Here is an 18,155-nt window from a genome sequence, read left to right as displayed (position 1 = left end):
TCCCCGTGACAGGCATCGCTATGGCTGGACAATCTTAAAAGAGGAATGGCCGGCTCCCTTGCGGGGACCGGCCATCCGAGGTGGGCCCTCGGAGTTGTGGCTTAGTCGCGGGTCAGGCGGCGGTGCGTGACGCGATGCGGACGTGCCGCGTCAACGCCAAGGCGCTCCACCTTGTTTTCCTCGTAGGCGTCGTAGTTGCCTTCGAACCAGTGCCAATTGGCCGGGTTCTCGTTGGTGCCTTCGTAGGCCAGGATGTGGGTGGCGACCCTGTCTAGGAACCAGCGATCGTGCGAGACCACCACGGCACAGCCGGGGAATTCCAGCAGCGCGTTCTCTAGGCTGCTGAGGGTTTCCACGTCAAGGTCGTTAGTGGGCTCATCCAAAAGCAGCAGGTTTCCACCCTGCTTCAGGGTCAGCGCCAGGTTCAGCCGGTTGCGCTCTCCACCGGAGAGCACACCTGCCTTCTTCTGCTGGTCCGGGCCCTTGAAGCCGAAAGCGGCAACATAGGCACGGGAGGGCATTTCAACGTTTCCGACCTGAATGAAGTCCAAGCCGTCGGAAACAACTTGCCAGAGGGTCTTGTCCGGGTCGATGCCGCCGCGGCTCTGGTCCGCGTAGGAAATCTTCACCGAGTCGCCCACCTTGAGCACGCCGTCGTCGAGCTCTTCCTGGCCAACAATGGTCTTGAAAAGCGTTGATTTGCCAACACCGTTCGGACCGATCACGCCGACGATGCCGTTACGGGGCAGCGTGAAGCTCAGTCCGTCGATGAGGACGCGGTCGCCGTAGCCCTTTTTGAGGTTCTCAGCTTCCAGAACGATTCCGCCCAGGCGCGGGCCCGGCGGAATCTGGATCTCTTCGAAGTCCAGCTTGCGCGTGCGGTCGGCTTCGGCAGCCATTTCTTCGTAGCGGGCCAGACGGGCCTTGGACTTGGTCTGGCGGCCCTTGGCATTGGAGCGAACCCACTCGAGTTCTTCGGTCAGTCGCTTTGCCTGCTTGGCGTCCTTCTTGCCTTGGACTTCCAGACGGGCGCGCTTCTTCTCCAAGTAAGTGGAGTAGTTGCCCTCATAGGGGTAGAGCTTGCCGCGGTCCACTTCGGCGATCCATTCGGCGACGTGGTCCAGGAAGTAACGGTCGTGGGTCACGGCAAGGACGGCGCCAGCGTAGCTCTTCAGGTGCTGTTCCAGCCAGTTCACGGACTCGGCATCGAGGTGGTTAGTGGGCTCATCAAGAAGCAACAGATCGGGCTTTTGCAACAGCAGCTTGCACAAGGCAACGCGACGACGCTCACCACCGGAGAGAATAGTGACGTCCGAGTCGCCCGGTGGGCACTGCAATGCGTCCATGGCCTGCTCGAGCTGGGAGTCGATGTCCCAAGCGTCGGCAGCGTCGATGGCTTCCTGCAGCTTGCCCATCTCTTCGAGGAGGGTGTCAAAGTCAGCGTCTGGGCTGGCCATTTCCTCGGAGATCTCGTTATAACGGGTGATCTTGCCGTAGATCTCGCCAACGCCCTCCTGGACGTTGCCCAGAACGGTTTTCTCCTCGTTCAGCGGCGGCTCCTGCAGCAGGATGCCCACCGTGTAGCCGGGGCTCAAACGGGCTTCACCGTTGGAGGGGGTGTCCAAGCCGGCCATGATCTTCAAAATGGTGGACTTTCCCGCACCATTGGGTCCGACGACGCCAATCTTGGCACCCGGATAGAAAGACATGCTTACGTTGTCAAGAATGAGTTTGTCGCCAACAGCCTTGCGGGCATCGGACATTGTATAAATAAATTCCGCCATACCCCTAAGGTTAGTGGGTGCAGCGGCTTAACCCATATTCGCAGACGTATTTGTGAGGCAAGCGTCATGGCGATGCCGGTCCAGCCACCGGGTCAGTGCGCATCCCCAACAAAGCAGCGGCCGGAGGCCAGCGTCGGCAAGATGGTGACAGCAACGTTGCCGTCCCTGACCTGGCCGATGACACATTCTTCGGCGACGGGTGACGCCGCCTCGATGGCATCCACGGCAAGGCCCGTTGGTGTGATGTCGATGGAGATCTCAATTTTTTCCTCGACAGCCCCGGCGTCGAGCATGGCCGCCTTCATTTGTTCACGGTTGGGCGCCTTGGTGCCGGCGGCCAGTGTGGTGAGGATTCCTGTGAGTTTCTTGGAGAACTCTTCGGCAGCGGTCACCGGTTGAGCTGGCTTATCCGTTTCCTTTGCGACTTCCTTGGCAGGAGCTGCGGTGCTCGAGTCTGTTGTGGGAACAGGGGCGGTCGTTTCTTCTGGAAGCAAGCCGCAACCGCCCAGGGCCATGGTCGCAGCCAGTAAAACGGACACTCCAACAGCACGCACGTTCACGTGCCGTGATGCGGGCTGGTGGCGGGATGTCATCTTTTCCAAAGTCACCCCGCCATTCTGCCATGACCACCGGAGCATTGCCCCACCGCACTAGAAGGGTGCAGCTTCCTTTAATATCTCCCCCGTCTCCAGATCGGCGAGTTCCCCGTCTCGGAGGCCACCTCCATCGTCGTGATCACCGTGCTCACGGTTGTCCATGACGGCTGCAGCGTCGCCGTCGAGGTTGTCGTCGTCCCCACCGTCATCACCGTCTTCACCGTCTTGGCCGCTACTCGCGGGCAGGGAATCTTCGGGCACTTCTCCGTGGTTGGCCGCAACGGACAGATGCCCCTCTTGAGAGGCATCGCCGGTCTCATGCGAATCGCCTGGTTGGCCTGCCGGACGAGCGCTTGCCATGCGTGTGTAGTGCGAGGTGCCGAACTGCAGGTCCGGGCCAATGCTGTCGGCCTCGATTTCCACATTGGTGCCGGTTGTGCCGTCCTTGCGCAGGAACGTCTTGATACTCAGCCTTCCGATGACCAAGATGCGGTCACCTTTGTGAATGCTGGAGACGGCGTTCTGGGCAAGGGAGCGGAAGGCACTGATGTGATACCAGTTGGTGTGCCCGTCGACCCACGCGTTGGTGACGGGGTCCTTGCGGCGCTCGGTGGAACCCATGCGGAAATTTCCGATGACAAGACCATTGGGGGTGTTGCGCATCTCGAACTCTGAGGACATGAAGCCCCTGATACTGACGTGGTTAGCCATGGCACTGCCTTTCACTGGGCCGCAGCTGCGGCGATGTTCACTTGCTTCCAGCAAACGCCGTTCCGGGCGCTGCTGCCAGTGAGAACACCGCGATTGTGGATGAGATCTGGCCCGGGGAACCTGTGGAGGAGGAGATCAACCAATAAACCTGATATTTTAGATGCGGCCCTTACTTGGGCCACGCCTCGGTAGCTCAGCGGATAGAGCAGGAGCCTTCTAATCTCTTGGTCGTGGGTTCAATTCCCGCCCGGGGCACCCAAAACACCTTCTGACCTGCGGTTATGCTCCGCAGGTCAGAAGCGTTTAAGGGGCTCTTCAGAATGCAGAGTGTAGTCGGGGTTGCTCTGTGATGATTCCGGGTGCAGCGTTGATTGGGTAGAGGTGAGGGCCTTGGTAGACAATCTGATTCTCTACCAAGGCCCTCACCTACGCCCAAACGAGCTCCCCGCCCGGATTCATCACCGAGCAACCCCGATTACACCCTGCATTCGGAAGAGCCCGTAATCCGCAAGCACTGGTATGGACTACTAGTTATCTCGCTTGTAGGGGGATCGGTGATGGCTTTAGGAACCGGGTCTGGGGCTTTCGTCGTGACGGTCGTGCCCGATTGGAGGCGGTCAAAAGTGAGAATCGAATGAATCGATCACGGGCCCTTGCCGTCGCTACTTCGGTATGCTGGATGTCCTCTGGCAGCACTATGGATTCAGGAGATGTCCACATTGCATATGGGAGTTTCAGGGTGGCAAACGTCGGCACAGGTCCAATTTTTGATGTCGCAATATCTGGCGCGGCACTTCTGCAGGCTGAACCGGAGGTGCGATGGGATGCGACGCCAGGCACAACTACTCGGTTGAAGTGGCTCGACGCCACCATCGCGCACACCTTCCAAGGGATTTGGAAGAATGCCACGGATGGAGAGAACGCCCGGATCATTCGTGGGAGCAGCAACAATGCAATCCCGGTACTGAGTTGGAGAGATGCATCAGGTTTCACCTTTAGTGTCAGCCGTGATGGATCGATTGACTTTCGCGATGACCTCCAATAGCCGATTCCGGACCCGAATTGACCAGGGATCTCAGTAGTAAGGGAACGGGATCGCGCGTCTAGCGAGCCGGTAGAGCGTTGAACATCAACCGCCGTTTCAAGGCATATGCTGACGAGAATGGAAGAAGACACAGAAGTGCAGGGGCATCGCCGCTGGGTCGGCACCACCTCCGAGGGGGAAGCCGCTGTAGGTCGGATAGCTATTTGGGCCGCATCCGTGGAATAAAACCATACAGTGCGGTGCTGGCTGGACTTCGATGACGCAGGACTTGCCCGACCTCGGCCCGTGACGAGCCAGATCGTAAGCGCTGCGTCCCGGTAGTATGCCGTAGTCGGTGCGCACAAGCTCCTGGAATTCCGGCGCGCTTTGAAGCGACCAGTACGACGTTTGTAACGTCGCCTGAAGTCAGGCTTTTCAAGGGAGCATAGAGCTTCAAAAACATGGCGTTTCCCCATCCGTGAGGACGTCCCTGGTGCAGATAATCAGCCAAAGCGGATCCTACGTCGTGCGGCGACGGCAGTTTCTCTTGGCAGGGTCCAGGGCTCCGGTCATAGCAGGATGATGGGTTTGGCAGTTCGTTGATTTTCCGGTGTTTTTGGTGGCGTGAGAACTGTTAATTTTGTCTTGTTTGCGATATAATAATTGTATGGATAAATTTCTTGCGTTGGGTCTCGAGTGATGGTCATAATGACTTCGCAGCCTCCACTTCCGGTGCCCATGGCGGCCGGTGTCGTGTCCTTGGGCGGCTCGGCGTCGCTGGTGGAGAACGCCGAAGGCGGTCGGGTATTCATTCATGGCCAGCTCGCCTACGTTTGGGATGTTGGTGATGCTGCCACCCGTCGTTTTGCTGCCGCGACGTTGGTTGGGATCCAGGCCGCCACGGTCGCACAGATTGCCACCGGGTTCGGGGTGGACGCGGTGACGTTATGGCGGTGGCGCCAGGTGCTGGAGACGACCGGGATTGCGGGACTGGTTCCGGAAGCCATGGGTCCGAAGGGACCGTCCCGCCTCGGTGAGGACGTCGTGGAACGGATCACGGAACTACGGGCAATGGGACTTTCTCTGCGAGCAGTCGGCGCCGCGGTGGGCGTGTCTGAATTCAGTGTTCGCCGTGCCCTGAAAACAGTCGCAGTCCCGAAGCCGGTCACCGTCGAGGCTGCGACGAATATACAGGGCCCCCAAGCGTTGCCCGAGTTCTCCGCGCCGGCGCCGGTCAGCGAACAAGGGCCGGCACCGATGCAGCCGGAGCTGCCGATACTGCCTGTGGCCGTGCCGCGTGCGGGGGAACGTTCGGCAGCGAGGGCCGGGCTGCTGGCAGAGGCTGCCCCGGTGTTCGCACCTGCCGCGAAAGTCCCTTATGCCGGGTTGTTTCTGGCGATGCCCGCGTTGGAAACCACAGGCCTGCTGACGTGTTCGAAAGACGTCTTTGGTGCTTTACCGGATGGTTTCTACGGGCTGAATGCCATCCTGATTGATGCGGTGGTGCGGGCGTTGGCCGGAGAAACACGGGCCGAGGGCGCGACCCGGTTCAACCCGGAAGAACTCGGGCGGGTGTTGGGGCTGGATCGCACCCCTGAAGTAAAAACAATCCGCCGCCGGATCAACCAACTCGCCGCTACCAGCAAAGCCCAAGAGCTGATCTCAGCCTTGGCCGCCCACCACCTCAACGGTACCGGCCCGAACGGTGAGAACCTTGCCGCGATCCTCTACGTGGACGGGCACGTGCGCGCGTACCAGGGTACGAAAAAGATCGGCAAGCTCTACTCCACCCGGTTGAAGTTCCCGGTCCCGGCGACGGAGGAAACCTGGGTCACCGACGCCCACGGTTCCCCCGTGTTCGTGGTCATGGCCGAGCCCGGGGCGTCCCTAGCCGGTGAACTCCGTAACCTGCTGCCTGAACTACGCAAAGCGGTGGGGGACGAGCGGCGTGTCCTCGTCGGCTTCGATCGTGGTGGCTGGTCACCGGCCTTGTTCAAGCACATGGATGAGAATGGTTTCGATGTGCTCACCTGGCGCAAAGGCACCACCGCCGACATTGATGAGTCAAAGTTCACCGAGGTCTCCCATAGTGATGAGCACGGCGAAGAGAAGACCTGGTCGGTCGCGGACACGATCGTTGACCTGGTACTGCCCACGACGAAGAAAACCGGGGAAATGTACCCGATGCGCCAGCTCAGCCGTATCGTTCCCGCCAAGGGCAAGGGCGGTGGAACACGGCAGATCCACATCCTCACCACCAACCGCACACTGCCCGCCGGGGAAGCGGTATGGCGTATGGGCAACAGGTGGCGGCAGGAAAACCAATTCCGCTACGCACGCATGCACTTCGATCTTGACTCCCACGATTCTTACGCCAGCAGTGACGATGATGCAAAGCGGTTGGTGCCGAATCCGGCGAAGAATGCCTCGTATCAAAAAGTCCTCACCGCCAGGAAACACCATGCCGAAGTTGCCGCAGAGGTTGACGCAGCCTTGGCCGCCCTGCGAACCCCGCCGGTGGGGGCGAAGGAGTTGAAGGTCGTGGTGACCAGCACCATGCACAACACCATCACGAAGCCGTTGTGGAAAGCCGAGAAAGACTTGCTAGCGGCCGAGAAGGCACATAAGAAGATCCCTGCGAAAATCATGCTCGGGAAACTATCCCCCGGCCAGCAAGTCCTGGATACCGAGGTCAAGTTGATCCATACCGGGATCCGCATGGCCGCCTACAACACCGCCATGACGATCGCGAGGGAGATCCGCACCAACACCGGCTATGCCAAAGCCGGCAATGAAGCCCACGCGCTCATGCGGCAATTGTTCAATCAGTCCGGCGACATCGACCCCACCGTTCCAGGATTCCTCACGATCACCCTCGATCGGCTGCCCACCCAAGCAAAAACCGATGCCGCCGCCGAACTGTGTGAGCACCTCACCACCACGAAAACCCGCTACCCCGGCACCGACCTCGTCCTCAGATTCACCGTCAAAAACAAGGCGCACTCCTACATAGAATAAATCGCCATATCCGGAGCCCTGGGGTCCCTTGCCACGGATCAGGATCTCCCCCGACCGCCAGTCCACGTCCTTCAGCCGCAAGGCCGACACTTCGCCGGCTCGTAACTGTTAGCGGCCATGAGAAAGTGCCCACTGGCGGCCAATAGGATTCAAGAAAGGCGCTGGACGGCCACGAAGCGTGCCCGCTGGCGGCCAGGCACATCGCTCCTGTTTCGCCGTCAATGTACCCAAAAAACAACTATCGATACGCCGTCGCTCATGCAGGACGAGAATCGCTTGGCGACCATTGCGTCGAGGACCTGCCGCATGCTCCTGAACGTCCAGAGGATCGCCGATGGCACGGGAATGCACGGATCGGAGGCCCAAGGGCGTCTTCCTGGCCCATGCCGTAGAGGGATGCCGTAGCTGTATCGCCAAGACGATTTTTTGTCAGTCCCCGCAGACAATGCAAAATCGAGATTTTGGCGCCGGAATGGCGAGTTACGAGCCCACTGACGGCCATCGAATCGTGGCTCTCCTGTTGGCCGCGTATGGGCACTTTCTCATGGCCGCTGACACGTAACCCCAGCCTGCTCATAAGAACCAACATTGCGTAGTTCCTCAGCCCCGTCACGGTCTCGCGGTCGCATGTTGCCAGCAATGCGTTGACTTCCTTTTGCTTGAACCCCTTTGGCAGGTTTGCGCCATGGCTCGCAGCAGAGGGAACTACCTCCACCCAAATTCGCTCCGTCAGGTTTTCCAAATATGCCCACCGTAGGAATGACCGCAGCCCCGTCAGCACTTTTTTCGCGTGGAGGCTTTGCTCGGCACTGTAGAAGCTTGTGGCAAAGGTAATGACATCTGAAGCGTCCATCGACTGCAGTGTCTTGGCAGACCTTTCCAACCACTGCATGAAAGAACCTGCCGTCTTCCCATAGCCGGTGACAGACTGGGTACCGAGCCTCCGTTCAATACGGAGATAGCGCCCAAAACCATCGATAATAGTTTCCTCTAGGCTCTCCGGTTCCTTGTCAGCCGCGAGCCACGGGGTTGCACCAACAGTGCGCAAATACTCCAGTAAGAAGGTGAACGAAGCCGCTGTTGGGTGAGGTCCCTGAGTCTCTGCGCTCAGGGCGTCAAGGAACAATTGCAGTTCGTGGTCATCCAGCGACGCAACGTCCAGCCCCTTGTGCTGGAGCCATCGGTCCAAACGCCTTACCAAGGCCGTCAGCTGGCAGATTCTCGACTCGGCATACCCTAGATCGTGCAGGGCCTCACGAAACCCTGTACGTAGGTCGAAAGGGGACCGCCTATGGGCCCCGGTGAATGGTTCACCATCATGCTCACCTTCCCTCGTTGGGAAGACCAGCATGCGCCTCGGGTTCTTATGTAGAAAGCAGGAAAGTAGCCACGAAAGGGAAGAACAGACAACGAGCCGGACCGGTAACCCCTCGGTGACCCTTTTCTGCATAACCGCGGGCACTACATAATGGCTGCAACTCGCCGCACTGCCCAACGGACACGCTGCGCGGGGTTGGGATATGAAACGGTGGTGATACCGGCTCTTCGCCACCGCGGGAAAACTCATCACCCGGGCGCGCCGCACCTGGCTACTCATCCCCGACCAAGCGCCCGAAGCCGGCACGATCACCACGCTACTGGCAACCATCACGGAGCTGAAGAAAACCCGCCGAAAACAGTCATCATTGCTGGCCTGAGAACCACACGGCCGGCCCCTTCGATCATCCCGAACGACACCTCGGACACCGTGGACACCGGCGCCCAGCCAGCGACAACAGGCCCCGAACGCACGCCCCAAACAACAAACACAGCGCCGCTAGAAATCAAATGCTGATCGCGCAGCCAAACCAGCCACCATGCAAAATCCGGGCTAACCGCAGATGACAGCGAAACCGGCAATAGGGCTTAGCTCAGTGCTGGAAAGGACGGACATCTGGGGATCCTTCCGGATGGAAAAGCCAGAGGATTCTGACTCCACTTAAGTGTGACGAATTGGAGGAAAGTCTTCTCGTGCTGCTGCAGGTGAATCAGATCGGCTCGTCTAACTTCGGCTTTGAACGGTCGAGCTTCGCCCAATTCCCGCGAGTCATGTAAAAGATTTTCTGGTCCGGTTCCGTACCTATGTCCACGATGCGGCCTTGTCCTGTTCCCACGGGGATACGATCCCCCGGAGGCAGAATCCGAAATCCTGTGGCGCCGTAGAAGCTCTCGAGATCGATCGGAGAGGATAGACGAAAATTGCCGTAGACGAGGCTGAAGCCAGCCGCGAAGTATACGTCGCAACAGCTGTCCAGCAAGGCTGAGCCCAAGCCCGCTCGGCGAGCCTCCTCGTCCACCCAAAGGGCTGACACTTTTGCGACCTTGATGCCCAGCGGAATCGAGTCTTGTAGCGGCCACCCGCTCTCAAGCAGGCCATTGATGACTTGTCCTGGAGGTATGGCTTGGAGCAACCCTACAACGCGGCTTGAACTGTCGACCGCCACAAGTGCCAGGGAAACACCTGCATAAAAGGATCGATAGGAGTCACTGTCGACTAATACCCGGCTTGCTGCTTCGAGCACTGCCATGCGTTTGCCATCGAGGAAAGCGGCCCGAAGGAAAGCACCGGTTGATCCGTCCTCGATTTCGGCTTCAGTCGGCTCAAAAGGAACGTTCATTGCCTTAACAAGCCGCTTGAACTCGGCGATCTCTCCCTGTCCGGCCGCGCGGATTGAGAAACCATGGGGTGCCGTCCATTCCAAAGCCCGCACGTGTCCTCCTCTAGTCACACCAGCGCTGGACAAATCATGTCGAAACCTATGCCAATGATACAGTCCAGAAAAGACTTACGGGGGCGTTCTATGGGGCTGGCGATGAAGACGCTGACAGGACTTGAGCCCCTTGAAAATAACTTGGCGGACCGGTGTGAACGCGCCCACGAGATAAGTAAACGCCGGGACGCTGGTAGGCGCCCCGTGCGTTGGCACCTCTTTGTTGCTCGGACTGTTAAACCTTACCGGCTGCGGACACGCGTAAGAGGCCACGCCTTGAGGAGGATGGGCGCTCCCGTTTGTGTACGCTCTCTTCTGACACGCATATCATCGGACCCGATAGTCACGGAAATCGAAGTGACAGCACAGGTCACCGCCCTCCATCGACTGGAGTTTCTTGGCAGTCACGGCTTTCCCAACGTATCTTGCGAGTCATCTATCGGGTGACCGATCACGCGGTTCAGTCAAATAGCGAGAAGCTCTGACAACGCGCTACCCACGGATGATTGTTCACTATGGCTCCCTCTCACGGGCAAATGGCGACACCGCCAAATGTCGCCACCGCCCGGGCGCTATTCGGTTTCGCCCGCTGCTGTGTATTGAAGGTGGGCCTGTAGTTCCCCTTCAGTGTTGGTCCATCCCTTGGAACTGGCATAATCTGCCATGGCTGTGAACGCCGTATCCCATTCCGGCGTTGCCGGCGGCCCGGTCAGGTGCCGCAGGCAGAAGATCCGAAGAAAAGCGCGACCTTCGGCCAGCGTGCCCAGCCCTGACTGCTTCAAGGCCGCGGCAATTTGGAGTTCGCTTAGTCCGTCGCTGACTTCGACGTGGAGCCTTTTGGTGTCTTGGGCTTCCTCAAGCGTCCCTCCGGAACGGCTGATAATGGCAATCTTGTCCTCCTACTTTTCTCTGCACTGCGACCTGCGGACGCCTGCCTTCGCAGCCGCCAGTACTTCCGGAGTGGAGGCTGTTCGGCCTGCAGGGCGGGCTACTCCCCCGTCAGGTCACCCGCCGACCGCGGTCGTCGAGGCAATCCCGGCCAGCAATTCTGTGCTGGCCACGACGGTGCACATTGGTGACAGCAGTTCCAGCAGGCCCAGGGTTTGGTCCTGGGCCTCATCGCTGACGGCGGCGCAGCCATCGGTTACTACGGTTACGTAGCGTCCGGCGTCGACGGCACCGAGTGCGGTGGCGAGGATGCAGCAGTCCGTGGCTACGCCCGTCAGCACCATTTCCGCGCCGGGCGGGATGAGGTCGGCGAGTTCATGCCCCCATTTGGAGAACGTGCCCTTGGCGAAGGTGTGGTCGCCGGTTGCGGTGTCCATTGTGAGGGCCCACCCGAGGTCGTCTTCCGGCAACCGCATCTGGTTCCATCGCTGGATAATAGCTGCCTCAGGCCCCGTGTTCCTGGGGCCGGCAACGAACTTCGTGAAGATGGCCGGGTCTGGCAGGGATTTCCTCAGAGTGTCAATCACCGGCACGATGTCGGCGTAACGTGGGACGGACCATTGACTGGTCTCGTCGCGGAAGTAGTGCTGCACGTCGATCGCCACGAGCGTGCGCTGGCGGTTGCCTGCGGATGTGCTCACTTCCCCGCCTGTGGGGCGACGGCCAAGGGTTGGCCGACTTCGGCAGAAGCTTTTTGCACGGCGGGGTCCAGGTCTTCTGCTGATCTCCTGGGTTTGGACAGCGGGCGGAGCCGGTAGGTAGCCAGATGAACGATGGCGGCGATGGCTGCTGCGACGAACATGCTCAGGTCTCCGGCATCCGGGAATGCCACGGCAATGGGTCCGGTGTACAGGGATGAGACCCAGAAGGTCCGTGAACTCCTACGCCTACATCTCCATTGACCCGCCACTGATTATGGTGTGCATCCAACGCACCTCCTCGACCCGCCCTCAAAAAAGCCCGGCCTTATACGGGACAGGTTTTCAAGCCCCGTGATCCCATTCTCATAGCCCTGCCGGGCAAGCTTGGCAAATAGTCCCTGATTCGGGTCTGAACCAGAAAGTGCAGCGCGGGCAACTTGGACACGCCAATTCAAGGGCTCCGACCCTCAAAACCCAAAACGGGCCTCTGGATCCGCCCATCGATCACTGTGGGTTGGCTGTAGTCCTTGCAGTAGCGCTCGGCTACATGAGGCCACAGTTGACACCTCAGAGATTCACCAAGCCCCTATCCACACACAAAATCACGATGGCCGACCAGTCCCCTATCATCACCGACGGCGACTCGATCCTGGGCCAACGGTCAATAGACTGACCAATCTTTCAAGCGTAAAATGGTAGCCATTGACGCGGGTCTACACCCGATTGCAAGGCGCTGACGGACCTGATTTGACAGATACGCCAATGTGAAGCTGAATGGTGTCAACAGATGCTGGATCGTCGCTCATCTTTTACCCATCTAATTCAACCGAAAACTACGGCAATTGTTGACATGTCGTGGGCGCCAAAGAGGACCAAAACACCCGAGAATACGCGAATTATGATAGTCATCGACACCTCGTGACGCTCAGATGGTGACATTCTCTTGGTCGTGGGTTCAATTCCCGCCCGGGGCACCTAAATATGGCTCTGACCTGCGGTTATGTTCCGCAGCTCAGAACCGTTTAAGGCCAAAAACGGCCCAACTCCCCCTTGACTCCCCCAATTCAGCGAAATTTTCTTCAGAAATCACTCCCCCTTTTCACGCCACACCGACGCCATCGAGGCCCATGGCGGTCTGTAACGCAAGCAGACGGTGGCATGCGCCCGCGACAAGCCATCCGTTTGAGATACTTGGTTCGTTGAATCCCCAGTTGGGCAGGCCTCCTCGCTGCTGCCGTTCCACGAGAAGGGTGTTCAGGCACACAACGTCGGGCGGCAGTCGATGCATAGCACGGACCGCCGCTTGACTGCTTTCGTCGCCTTCAGGACTTAGCTCTCAGGCCCGTAAAGCTAATTGTTGCCGGGACCGTGGAACGAGCCGCTCGCCGACCCCAAGGGAGGTGGTGAGTCACCCAAAGCCGAGGCAGACCCAAGTCCAGTCTGTTCTGGGGGTAAGTTTGACCTCGTATGCCGTCTTCCGGAGGAGAACCCGAAATGCGGGCCAGTTCACGTCCCCAAACGATCCAGATTTTTCTACCTCACGGTGACCCTTCCGGTATCCGCATGGCAGAAATAACTACACGAACGGTTCGCGTTTTCGACGCGCACCGGTCATTGCTTGGTGGTTTCCTCTCGACGCCTGAAGCATCGCAGGTGGGACTCTATTTCCTGTTTGGCGGTGATTCGGAGGAACGCGTTTCCTGTTACATCGGACAAACCGGTAACGTCGGTGGCAAGCTCAAGCAACACGTTACTGGCAAGGACTTTTGGGAACGAGCCATCGTTGCGGTTTCGTTGACCAATACCTGGACTGATACTCATGTGGGGTTCATGGAATGGGAAGCCATTTCCCGGGCTGCCCAGGCCGCTCGATTCCCGCTCATGAACGGCAACGCCGCTTCCAATCGTTACACCCCAGCACCGCTGGAAGCCGACTGCAATGAGTATCTGGAGACTATCTCCGTCCCCGAAGCCGGTTGAGCATAGTTTCCGATTGATCGACTGCTACCACGGTGGCCTTCGGGAACGTGCGTGCCAAACCAAAGGTGCCAGTGCCGGTGCCGGCACCCAGATCCACGATGGTGCGTGGATCTCCGGCCATTTCCTTGGTCCAGCCGAAAATCCTTTGGAAGTGCTCGTCCAACAGCAACGCATCGAGGTCTAGGGTCTCGGCCGTGCTGGCCCAGTCGTCGTGTGTGAACTGTGCTGTCATGGACCTAGCCTAAGCATGCCGGTAGTTTCCAGCCGAGCGAGAGCAGCAAGGTGACGGCACGCCGCACGATCGGGGCGCCGCGGAAGCGCGACGGCCCGGTCGAGCGACCTCGGATCAGTCTACGGTGCCGAGGTATAACCGAAGATGTCCGTATTGCCGAAGGCGGTCATCGGGGACTGGCACGGCACGGGCGGGGTCGGCGTGCCGCCGTTGGCCAGCGCCTCGCGGTACGCATCCACCGCGGGGCAATCGGTCGCGTTACGCACATCGTTCCAGAGGGCCGCACCGTAGCTGTCGGTCGCCACCACGTAGTTGTAATCGCCGAGGAACTCCGCCGTCAGTGAATTGGCGCTCGAGCCGCGGGCGTCGCCCGAGACTCCACGGTGAACTTCCGCGAGGGTGCCCCGTGTCGGGCCGCTGAGCACGACCCCCTCCATCGGGCGCGCGTTGGCAGTGGTCGTCTGCCAGGCAGCGTGCCAGGCGTTATAGGTCATGTAGACCGTGCCTCCATTGGGCGAGATGGCAACCGCCGGCTGGTTAGCGCGGTCGCCGGTGGTAGATACCGCCTGCTTTGAGCTATAGCTCGCGCCGCGGTCGCTGGAGAAGGAGACATATGCCCGCTCCATATTGGTTCCTGCGCTGTCGTCGGACCAACCAAGTACCACCGTGTTCAGGGCCCCTACGCCGGTAGGCGCACCATTTGCGATATCGATGCTCGGAAAGACGTCGGTCCGCGAACCTGCGACGCCGTCAATGGTGGATCGCCCGGTGACGGGATCCAGTTGGCCGATACCACCGATTGCCATCACGACCCTAGGCCGTGTGAAGTTGGCGCCGCCGTTGTCCGAAGTCGCCTGGTAGAAGACACTTGCGCCTGCTGGCGTAAAGCCGGACCAGACCACGTACACCCGGCCTGCGCCGTCTGTGCGTACAGCACAACCCTGACGCCCGCTAATCTGAGCGTTATTCACTGCGGCGGAGATCTGGCGGGTAGTCCAGTTATCGCCCCCATCTGACGAGCGGTGCAGCATAACCGGCTCCGGAGCACCCCCGTGGCCGTTGCTGCGGAAGCTGACGTTGCAAACGTACACATTCCCAAAGAAGGGACTGCTGGCAGCGTTGTCAGCCCAGATCTGCTCCTTATCGCTGAAAGTGGCACTGCTCTGCTTGCTCACAATGACGGGAGCCATCCATGCGCTGGCATCGTTGTTCGCAGCGGCCGCCACGTCGTCGGTGCGTGACACCGCAATCGCCCCGGATCCCTTGAACGCCTGATCGCTGCGAGTTGTCCCGAAGTTGGTGGCGATGTTGCTGTAGTAGAGCCGGGAGCCGGCCGCCCAGGAGAAGGCTCCGTCCGCGCCCCTGCGCGGCCCGAATGCCAACTCGGGATCACCATTGGAAACCAGACCCTTTTCGTAGTAGCCCGGCAGAGTTCCGATCGGACCGACGTGGGGTGCACACACCGCTGGTCCCACACAGTCTCGTGCGGTCCAACCACTGTACGTGGGCTGGGTCCAAGTGTGTCCGGAGTCCATGGAGAAATAGATTCCGGAGACGCCCACACCCTGGGTGAACGGGCAGGTGTTCGGCGCGCCCGCGGCGCAAGCCTCCATGTCGATTTCGTCGTTTGCACCGGCCGCGAGCACCGTGGGGTGCGCGGCGTCGACGGCGAGACCAGGCTCATTCTGCTTGTTCTGGGAGAATGGTGCTGAAGTGCTGCCGGTGTTCACGAGCTGGTCGCCCGTGACCGCTGCGGCTGCGGGGAGAATCGGTACTAAAAGGACGGCGGCAGCCGCCGCCGTCAGCAATCTTAACTTGTACATGACGCACCTCCACGGAGTGGCCCGGGATCGCCGAAGCCTTGGGATTTAATTGCGAATAGTCAACCCAACCGCTCGGTGAGGTTTCCTAAGGTGATGATACGACCCGACGCGCTAATTCGATAGTGTGCGCGTTGACTCAGAAAAAATGCGGGCATAACGGTATCGAAGAATCATGTGGGAATGCGCCTGTGCAGGCAAAATACAAGGTACCGTCCCAGGACATCGTCTATTTTGATCGTGCTCCTCAAAAGAACCAAGAGCGCAACCGGGCGGTTCTCATCCACACCCGTCACGGCAAGCGTTATAGCGTCTTCCACGGCGGCGCGGGCGGTGGCTGGCATGTCCCTACGACTCTTCTATGTCTGTCAAGTCGCTTCTTGAACCATGTTCGAGTGAGAGGCGGCATTCAGTATGCTGAACACCCGTCGGGCTAGTGCCCCGCGTCGTAAATTCGTTCAATAAGTGTTAAAATTGGTGAATGGCACGCACCGGACGGCCCAAGTCCGAACTGGACCTCAGCGATGAAGAGCGCGAGCAGCTGTCGCGATGGACCCGCAGGCGCAAGACCGCCCAAGCGCTGGCGCTGCGGTCGCGGATCGTACTGGCCTGCGCTGAGGGGATGGCGAACAAGGACGTCGCCGTCTTGGTCGGGTGCTCGGCCCCGACGGTGACGAAGTGGCGCTCACGGTTTGTGCAGCACCGCTTGGATGGGCTCAGCGATGATCCACGCCCTGGGAGACCGGCAACGATCACCACCGAGCAGGTCGAAGATATCGTGGTCGCCACCTTGGAAAGCACTCCGGAAAACGCGACCCATTGGCCCCGTTCCAAGATGGCCGAACGCGCCGGGTTGTCAAAGTCCACCATCGGGCGGGTTTGGAAGGCTTTTGGCCTGACGCCCCACCGCACCGACGGGTTCAAGCTCTCCAACGACCCGTTCTTCGTGGAGAAGGTCTACGACATCGTGGGTCTCTACCTGAACCCGCCCGAATCCGCGGTGGTCCTCAGCGTCGATGAAAAATCTCAGGTCCAGGCCCTGTCCCGGTCACAGCCGGCATTCGGCGATGATGCCGGGCATGCCCGAGAAGCGCACCCATGACTATGCACGCCATGGCACCACAAGCCTGTTCGCGGCAATGAACGTCTCTGATGGGACCGTGATCGCCTCCACCTGCCGCTTGCACCGGGCCGTGGAGTTCAAGAAGTTCCTGACCAAGATCGATGCGCAGGTCCCGGCGGACTTGGACGTGCATATCGTCTGCGACAACTACGGGACGCACAAGAGTCCAACCATTGTCTCGTGGCTTGGCAAACACCCGCGGTTCACGATGCACTTCACCCCTACATACTCGTCCTGGATCAATCAGGTCGAGCGGCTGTTTGCCGAAGTGACCCGGGAACTACTCCAGCGCAGCGACCACAGGAACGTACAGACGCTGGAGAAAGACCTGCGCAACTGGGTCAAGGGATGGAACGAGAATCCCAAGCCGTTCATCTGGACGAAGACCGCCGAAGGCATCCTCGAATCACTGGGACGACTATTAAAACGAATTAACGGCGCGGGGCACTAGGTAGCGTTTGATGCAGCGCCGAACTTCCTTATCGGTTTTGCGCTCAGCACGGCGTTTCTCGACGTAGTCACGGGTTTCAGCGTCGTGGGTCATCCTGGTGATCGCAGCCATGTGTAGGGCGCTGTTGAGCCTTCTATCGCCTACACGGTTCAAGCGATGCCGCACCGTGTTGCCCGATGACGCGGGGATGGGGTTCACTCCCGCTAGGCAAGCAAAAGCCGCTTCGTCACGGACCCGTCCTTCATGGGACCAAGCCACGACGCACTTCGCCGCGGTCACGGCTCTGAAGCCTTTCTCCTGTAGCGGAGGTGCAGCCTCGCTGACCTTGACCAGATCAGCCAGCTGCTTCTCATTGGATTCCAGCCGTTCGCCGAGGTCTAAGATGTGCTTGGCGAGGCGGATGGCCTCGGTCCGACCGATTCTCAACGCCAGTTCTTCTTCGCGTTCACGCCATCGTGAGATCTCCTCCATCTGGGCAGCGGTGAGCTTCTTGCGGGCATCGATTCCGAGGTCGCTACTGCGCGTTAAAGCATTCAGGGCGTTGATTGATCTGGTCCGGTCCTTGGCCATGGATTCACGGGCCGTGACCAGTATCCGCAAACCCTGGCGAGGGGCCCATTGTCCCGCTCTCCCCGAAAACTGGCGGTCTTTGGCGCTCAACGGAGACTGTTGGCATGAGAGTCCTGAGTTTCTCTTGGTCGTGGGTTCAATTCCCGCCCAGGGCACCAAAAGGGGCTTTGACCTGCGGTTTTACTTCACCGGACAGGTGCGCAGAGGGGCCCAATCACGCGTTACTCACGTTTTTGAACGAAAAGTTGGTCACGGCTTTGGCTTGCTAAGGGCCAATTCCGCCCCCGTTGTCGTGACGTTTTTCAACTGGAGGGTGGGAAAACCGCGATTTTTCGAAGTCTCAGACCTCCGCAAGTACGTGGGATGAAGCCCGCGATTGCGGGGTTTTTCTTTGCTTAAGATGATCAGAAATCAGTTGAGATGTGATAGGCTGTTTGGATGGATCAGGAGACATTGGAGGGCATGCAGGAACCGGCCGGGCTGGCCCTTGCCGCGTGCGGCGGGCAA

At 59.5% G+C, this 18,155-nt stretch carries 11 protein-coding genes, 1 tRNA gene and 2 pseudogenes; 4 read left to right on the top strand and 10 right to left on the bottom strand.

Annotation, left to right across the window (positions count from 1 at the left end; genetic code table 11):
* Positions 1–101: 101 nt before the first annotated feature.
* The 3 genes from ettA to QMG25_RS11660 all read right to left on the bottom strand — a co-directional run bounded on the left by ettA (position 102) and on the right by QMG25_RS11660 (position 3,091).
* On the bottom strand, positions 102–1,784 hold the full coding sequence (gene ettA, locus QMG25_RS11670) for an energy-dependent translational throttle protein EttA (RefSeq protein WP_283460411.1): 1,683 nt from the start codon (positions 1,782–1,784) through the stop codon (positions 102–104).
* A 92-nt stretch (positions 1,785–1,876) separates the two neighbouring features.
* Positions 1,877–2,392, bottom strand: a complete 516-nt coding sequence (locus QMG25_RS11665; protein ID WP_283460410.1) for a DUF6993 domain-containing protein — start codon at positions 2,390–2,392, stop codon at positions 1,877–1,879.
* Between the two features lie 42 nt (positions 2,393–2,434).
* On the bottom strand, positions 2,435–3,091 hold the full coding sequence (locus QMG25_RS11660; RefSeq protein ID WP_283460409.1) for a single-stranded DNA-binding protein: 657 nt from the start codon (positions 3,089–3,091) through the stop codon (positions 2,435–2,437).
* Between the two features lie 182 nt (positions 3,092–3,273).
* Here QMG25_RS11660 and QMG25_RS11655 point away from each other — a divergent pair.
* Both QMG25_RS11655 and QMG25_RS11650 read left to right on the top strand, forming a co-directional pair.
* Positions 3,274–3,346, top strand: a tRNA-Arg gene (locus tag QMG25_RS11655).
* A 1,477-nt stretch (positions 3,347–4,823) separates the two neighbouring features.
* A complete protein-coding gene (locus QMG25_RS11650; RefSeq protein ID WP_283460408.1) occupies positions 4,824–7,133 on the top strand; it encodes a putative transposase in 2,310 nt (769 codons plus the stop codon).
* A gap of 256 nt (positions 7,134–7,389) precedes the next feature.
* On the opposite strand, the gene QMG25_RS11645 is transcribed toward QMG25_RS11650, so the two are convergent.
* From QMG25_RS11645 to QMG25_RS11625, 4 genes are all read right to left on the bottom strand, one after another.
* Positions 7,390–8,322 carry a site-specific integrase gene (locus tag QMG25_RS11645; RefSeq protein WP_283460407.1) on the bottom strand — a complete coding sequence of 311 codons (933 nt, stop codon included), beginning with the start codon at positions 8,320–8,322 and terminating at the stop codon, positions 7,390–7,392.
* Positions 8,323–9,160: 838 nt separating this feature from the next.
* Entirely contained in the window at positions 9,161–9,883 is a 723-nt protein-coding gene (locus QMG25_RS11635) for a GNAT family N-acetyltransferase (protein ID WP_283460406.1), read from the bottom strand.
* A gap of 1,004 nt (positions 9,884–10,887) precedes the next feature.
* Complete coding sequence (locus tag QMG25_RS11630; RefSeq protein ID WP_283460405.1) at positions 10,888–11,472, bottom strand: cysteine hydrolase family protein; 585 nt, start codon at positions 11,470–11,472, stop codon at positions 10,888–10,890.
* Entirely contained in the window at positions 11,469–11,663 is a 195-nt protein-coding gene (locus QMG25_RS11625) for a hypothetical protein (protein WP_283460404.1), read from the bottom strand. The genes QMG25_RS11630 and QMG25_RS11625 overlap by 4 nt, the downstream gene beginning before the upstream one ends.
* A 1,303-nt stretch (positions 11,664–12,966) precedes the next feature.
* Here QMG25_RS11625 and QMG25_RS11620 point away from each other — a divergent pair.
* Positions 12,967–13,452, top strand: coding sequence for a GIY-YIG nuclease family protein (locus QMG25_RS11620; protein ID WP_283460403.1), 486 nt, complete (start codon positions 12,967–12,969; stop codon positions 13,450–13,452).
* Here the strand turns inward: QMG25_RS11620 and QMG25_RS11615 are convergent.
* Entirely contained in the window at positions 13,427–13,684 is a 258-nt protein-coding gene (locus tag QMG25_RS11615; protein WP_283460402.1) for a methyltransferase domain-containing protein, read from the bottom strand. The genes QMG25_RS11620 and QMG25_RS11615 overlap by 26 nt on opposite strands.
* A 119-nt stretch (positions 13,685–13,803) precedes the next feature.
* Complete coding sequence (locus QMG25_RS11610; RefSeq protein ID WP_283460401.1) at positions 13,804–15,507, bottom strand: sialidase family protein; 1,704 nt, start codon at positions 15,505–15,507, stop codon at positions 13,804–13,806.
* Positions 15,508–15,985: 478 nt separating this feature from the next.
* Here QMG25_RS11610 and QMG25_RS11605 point away from each other — a divergent pair.
* Positions 15,986–17,078: pseudogene (locus tag QMG25_RS11605) on the top strand (IS630 family transposase).
* Here QMG25_RS11605 and QMG25_RS11600 read toward each other — a convergent pair.
* Positions 17,049–17,687, bottom strand: a pseudogene (locus tag QMG25_RS11600) (transposase); the annotation flags it as partial. The pseudogenes QMG25_RS11605 and QMG25_RS11600 overlap by 30 nt on opposite strands.
* Positions 17,688–18,155 lie beyond the last annotated feature (468 nt).

It is taken from the genome of Arthrobacter sp. H35-D1, assembly GCF_030063185.1.
In the GTDB taxonomy this organism is placed as follows: Bacteria; Actinomycetota; Actinomycetes; order Actinomycetales; family Micrococcaceae; genus Specibacter.
The sequence above is the reverse complement of the archived record's forward strand: the minus strand, read 5'-3'. Positions and strand labels throughout refer to the sequence as shown.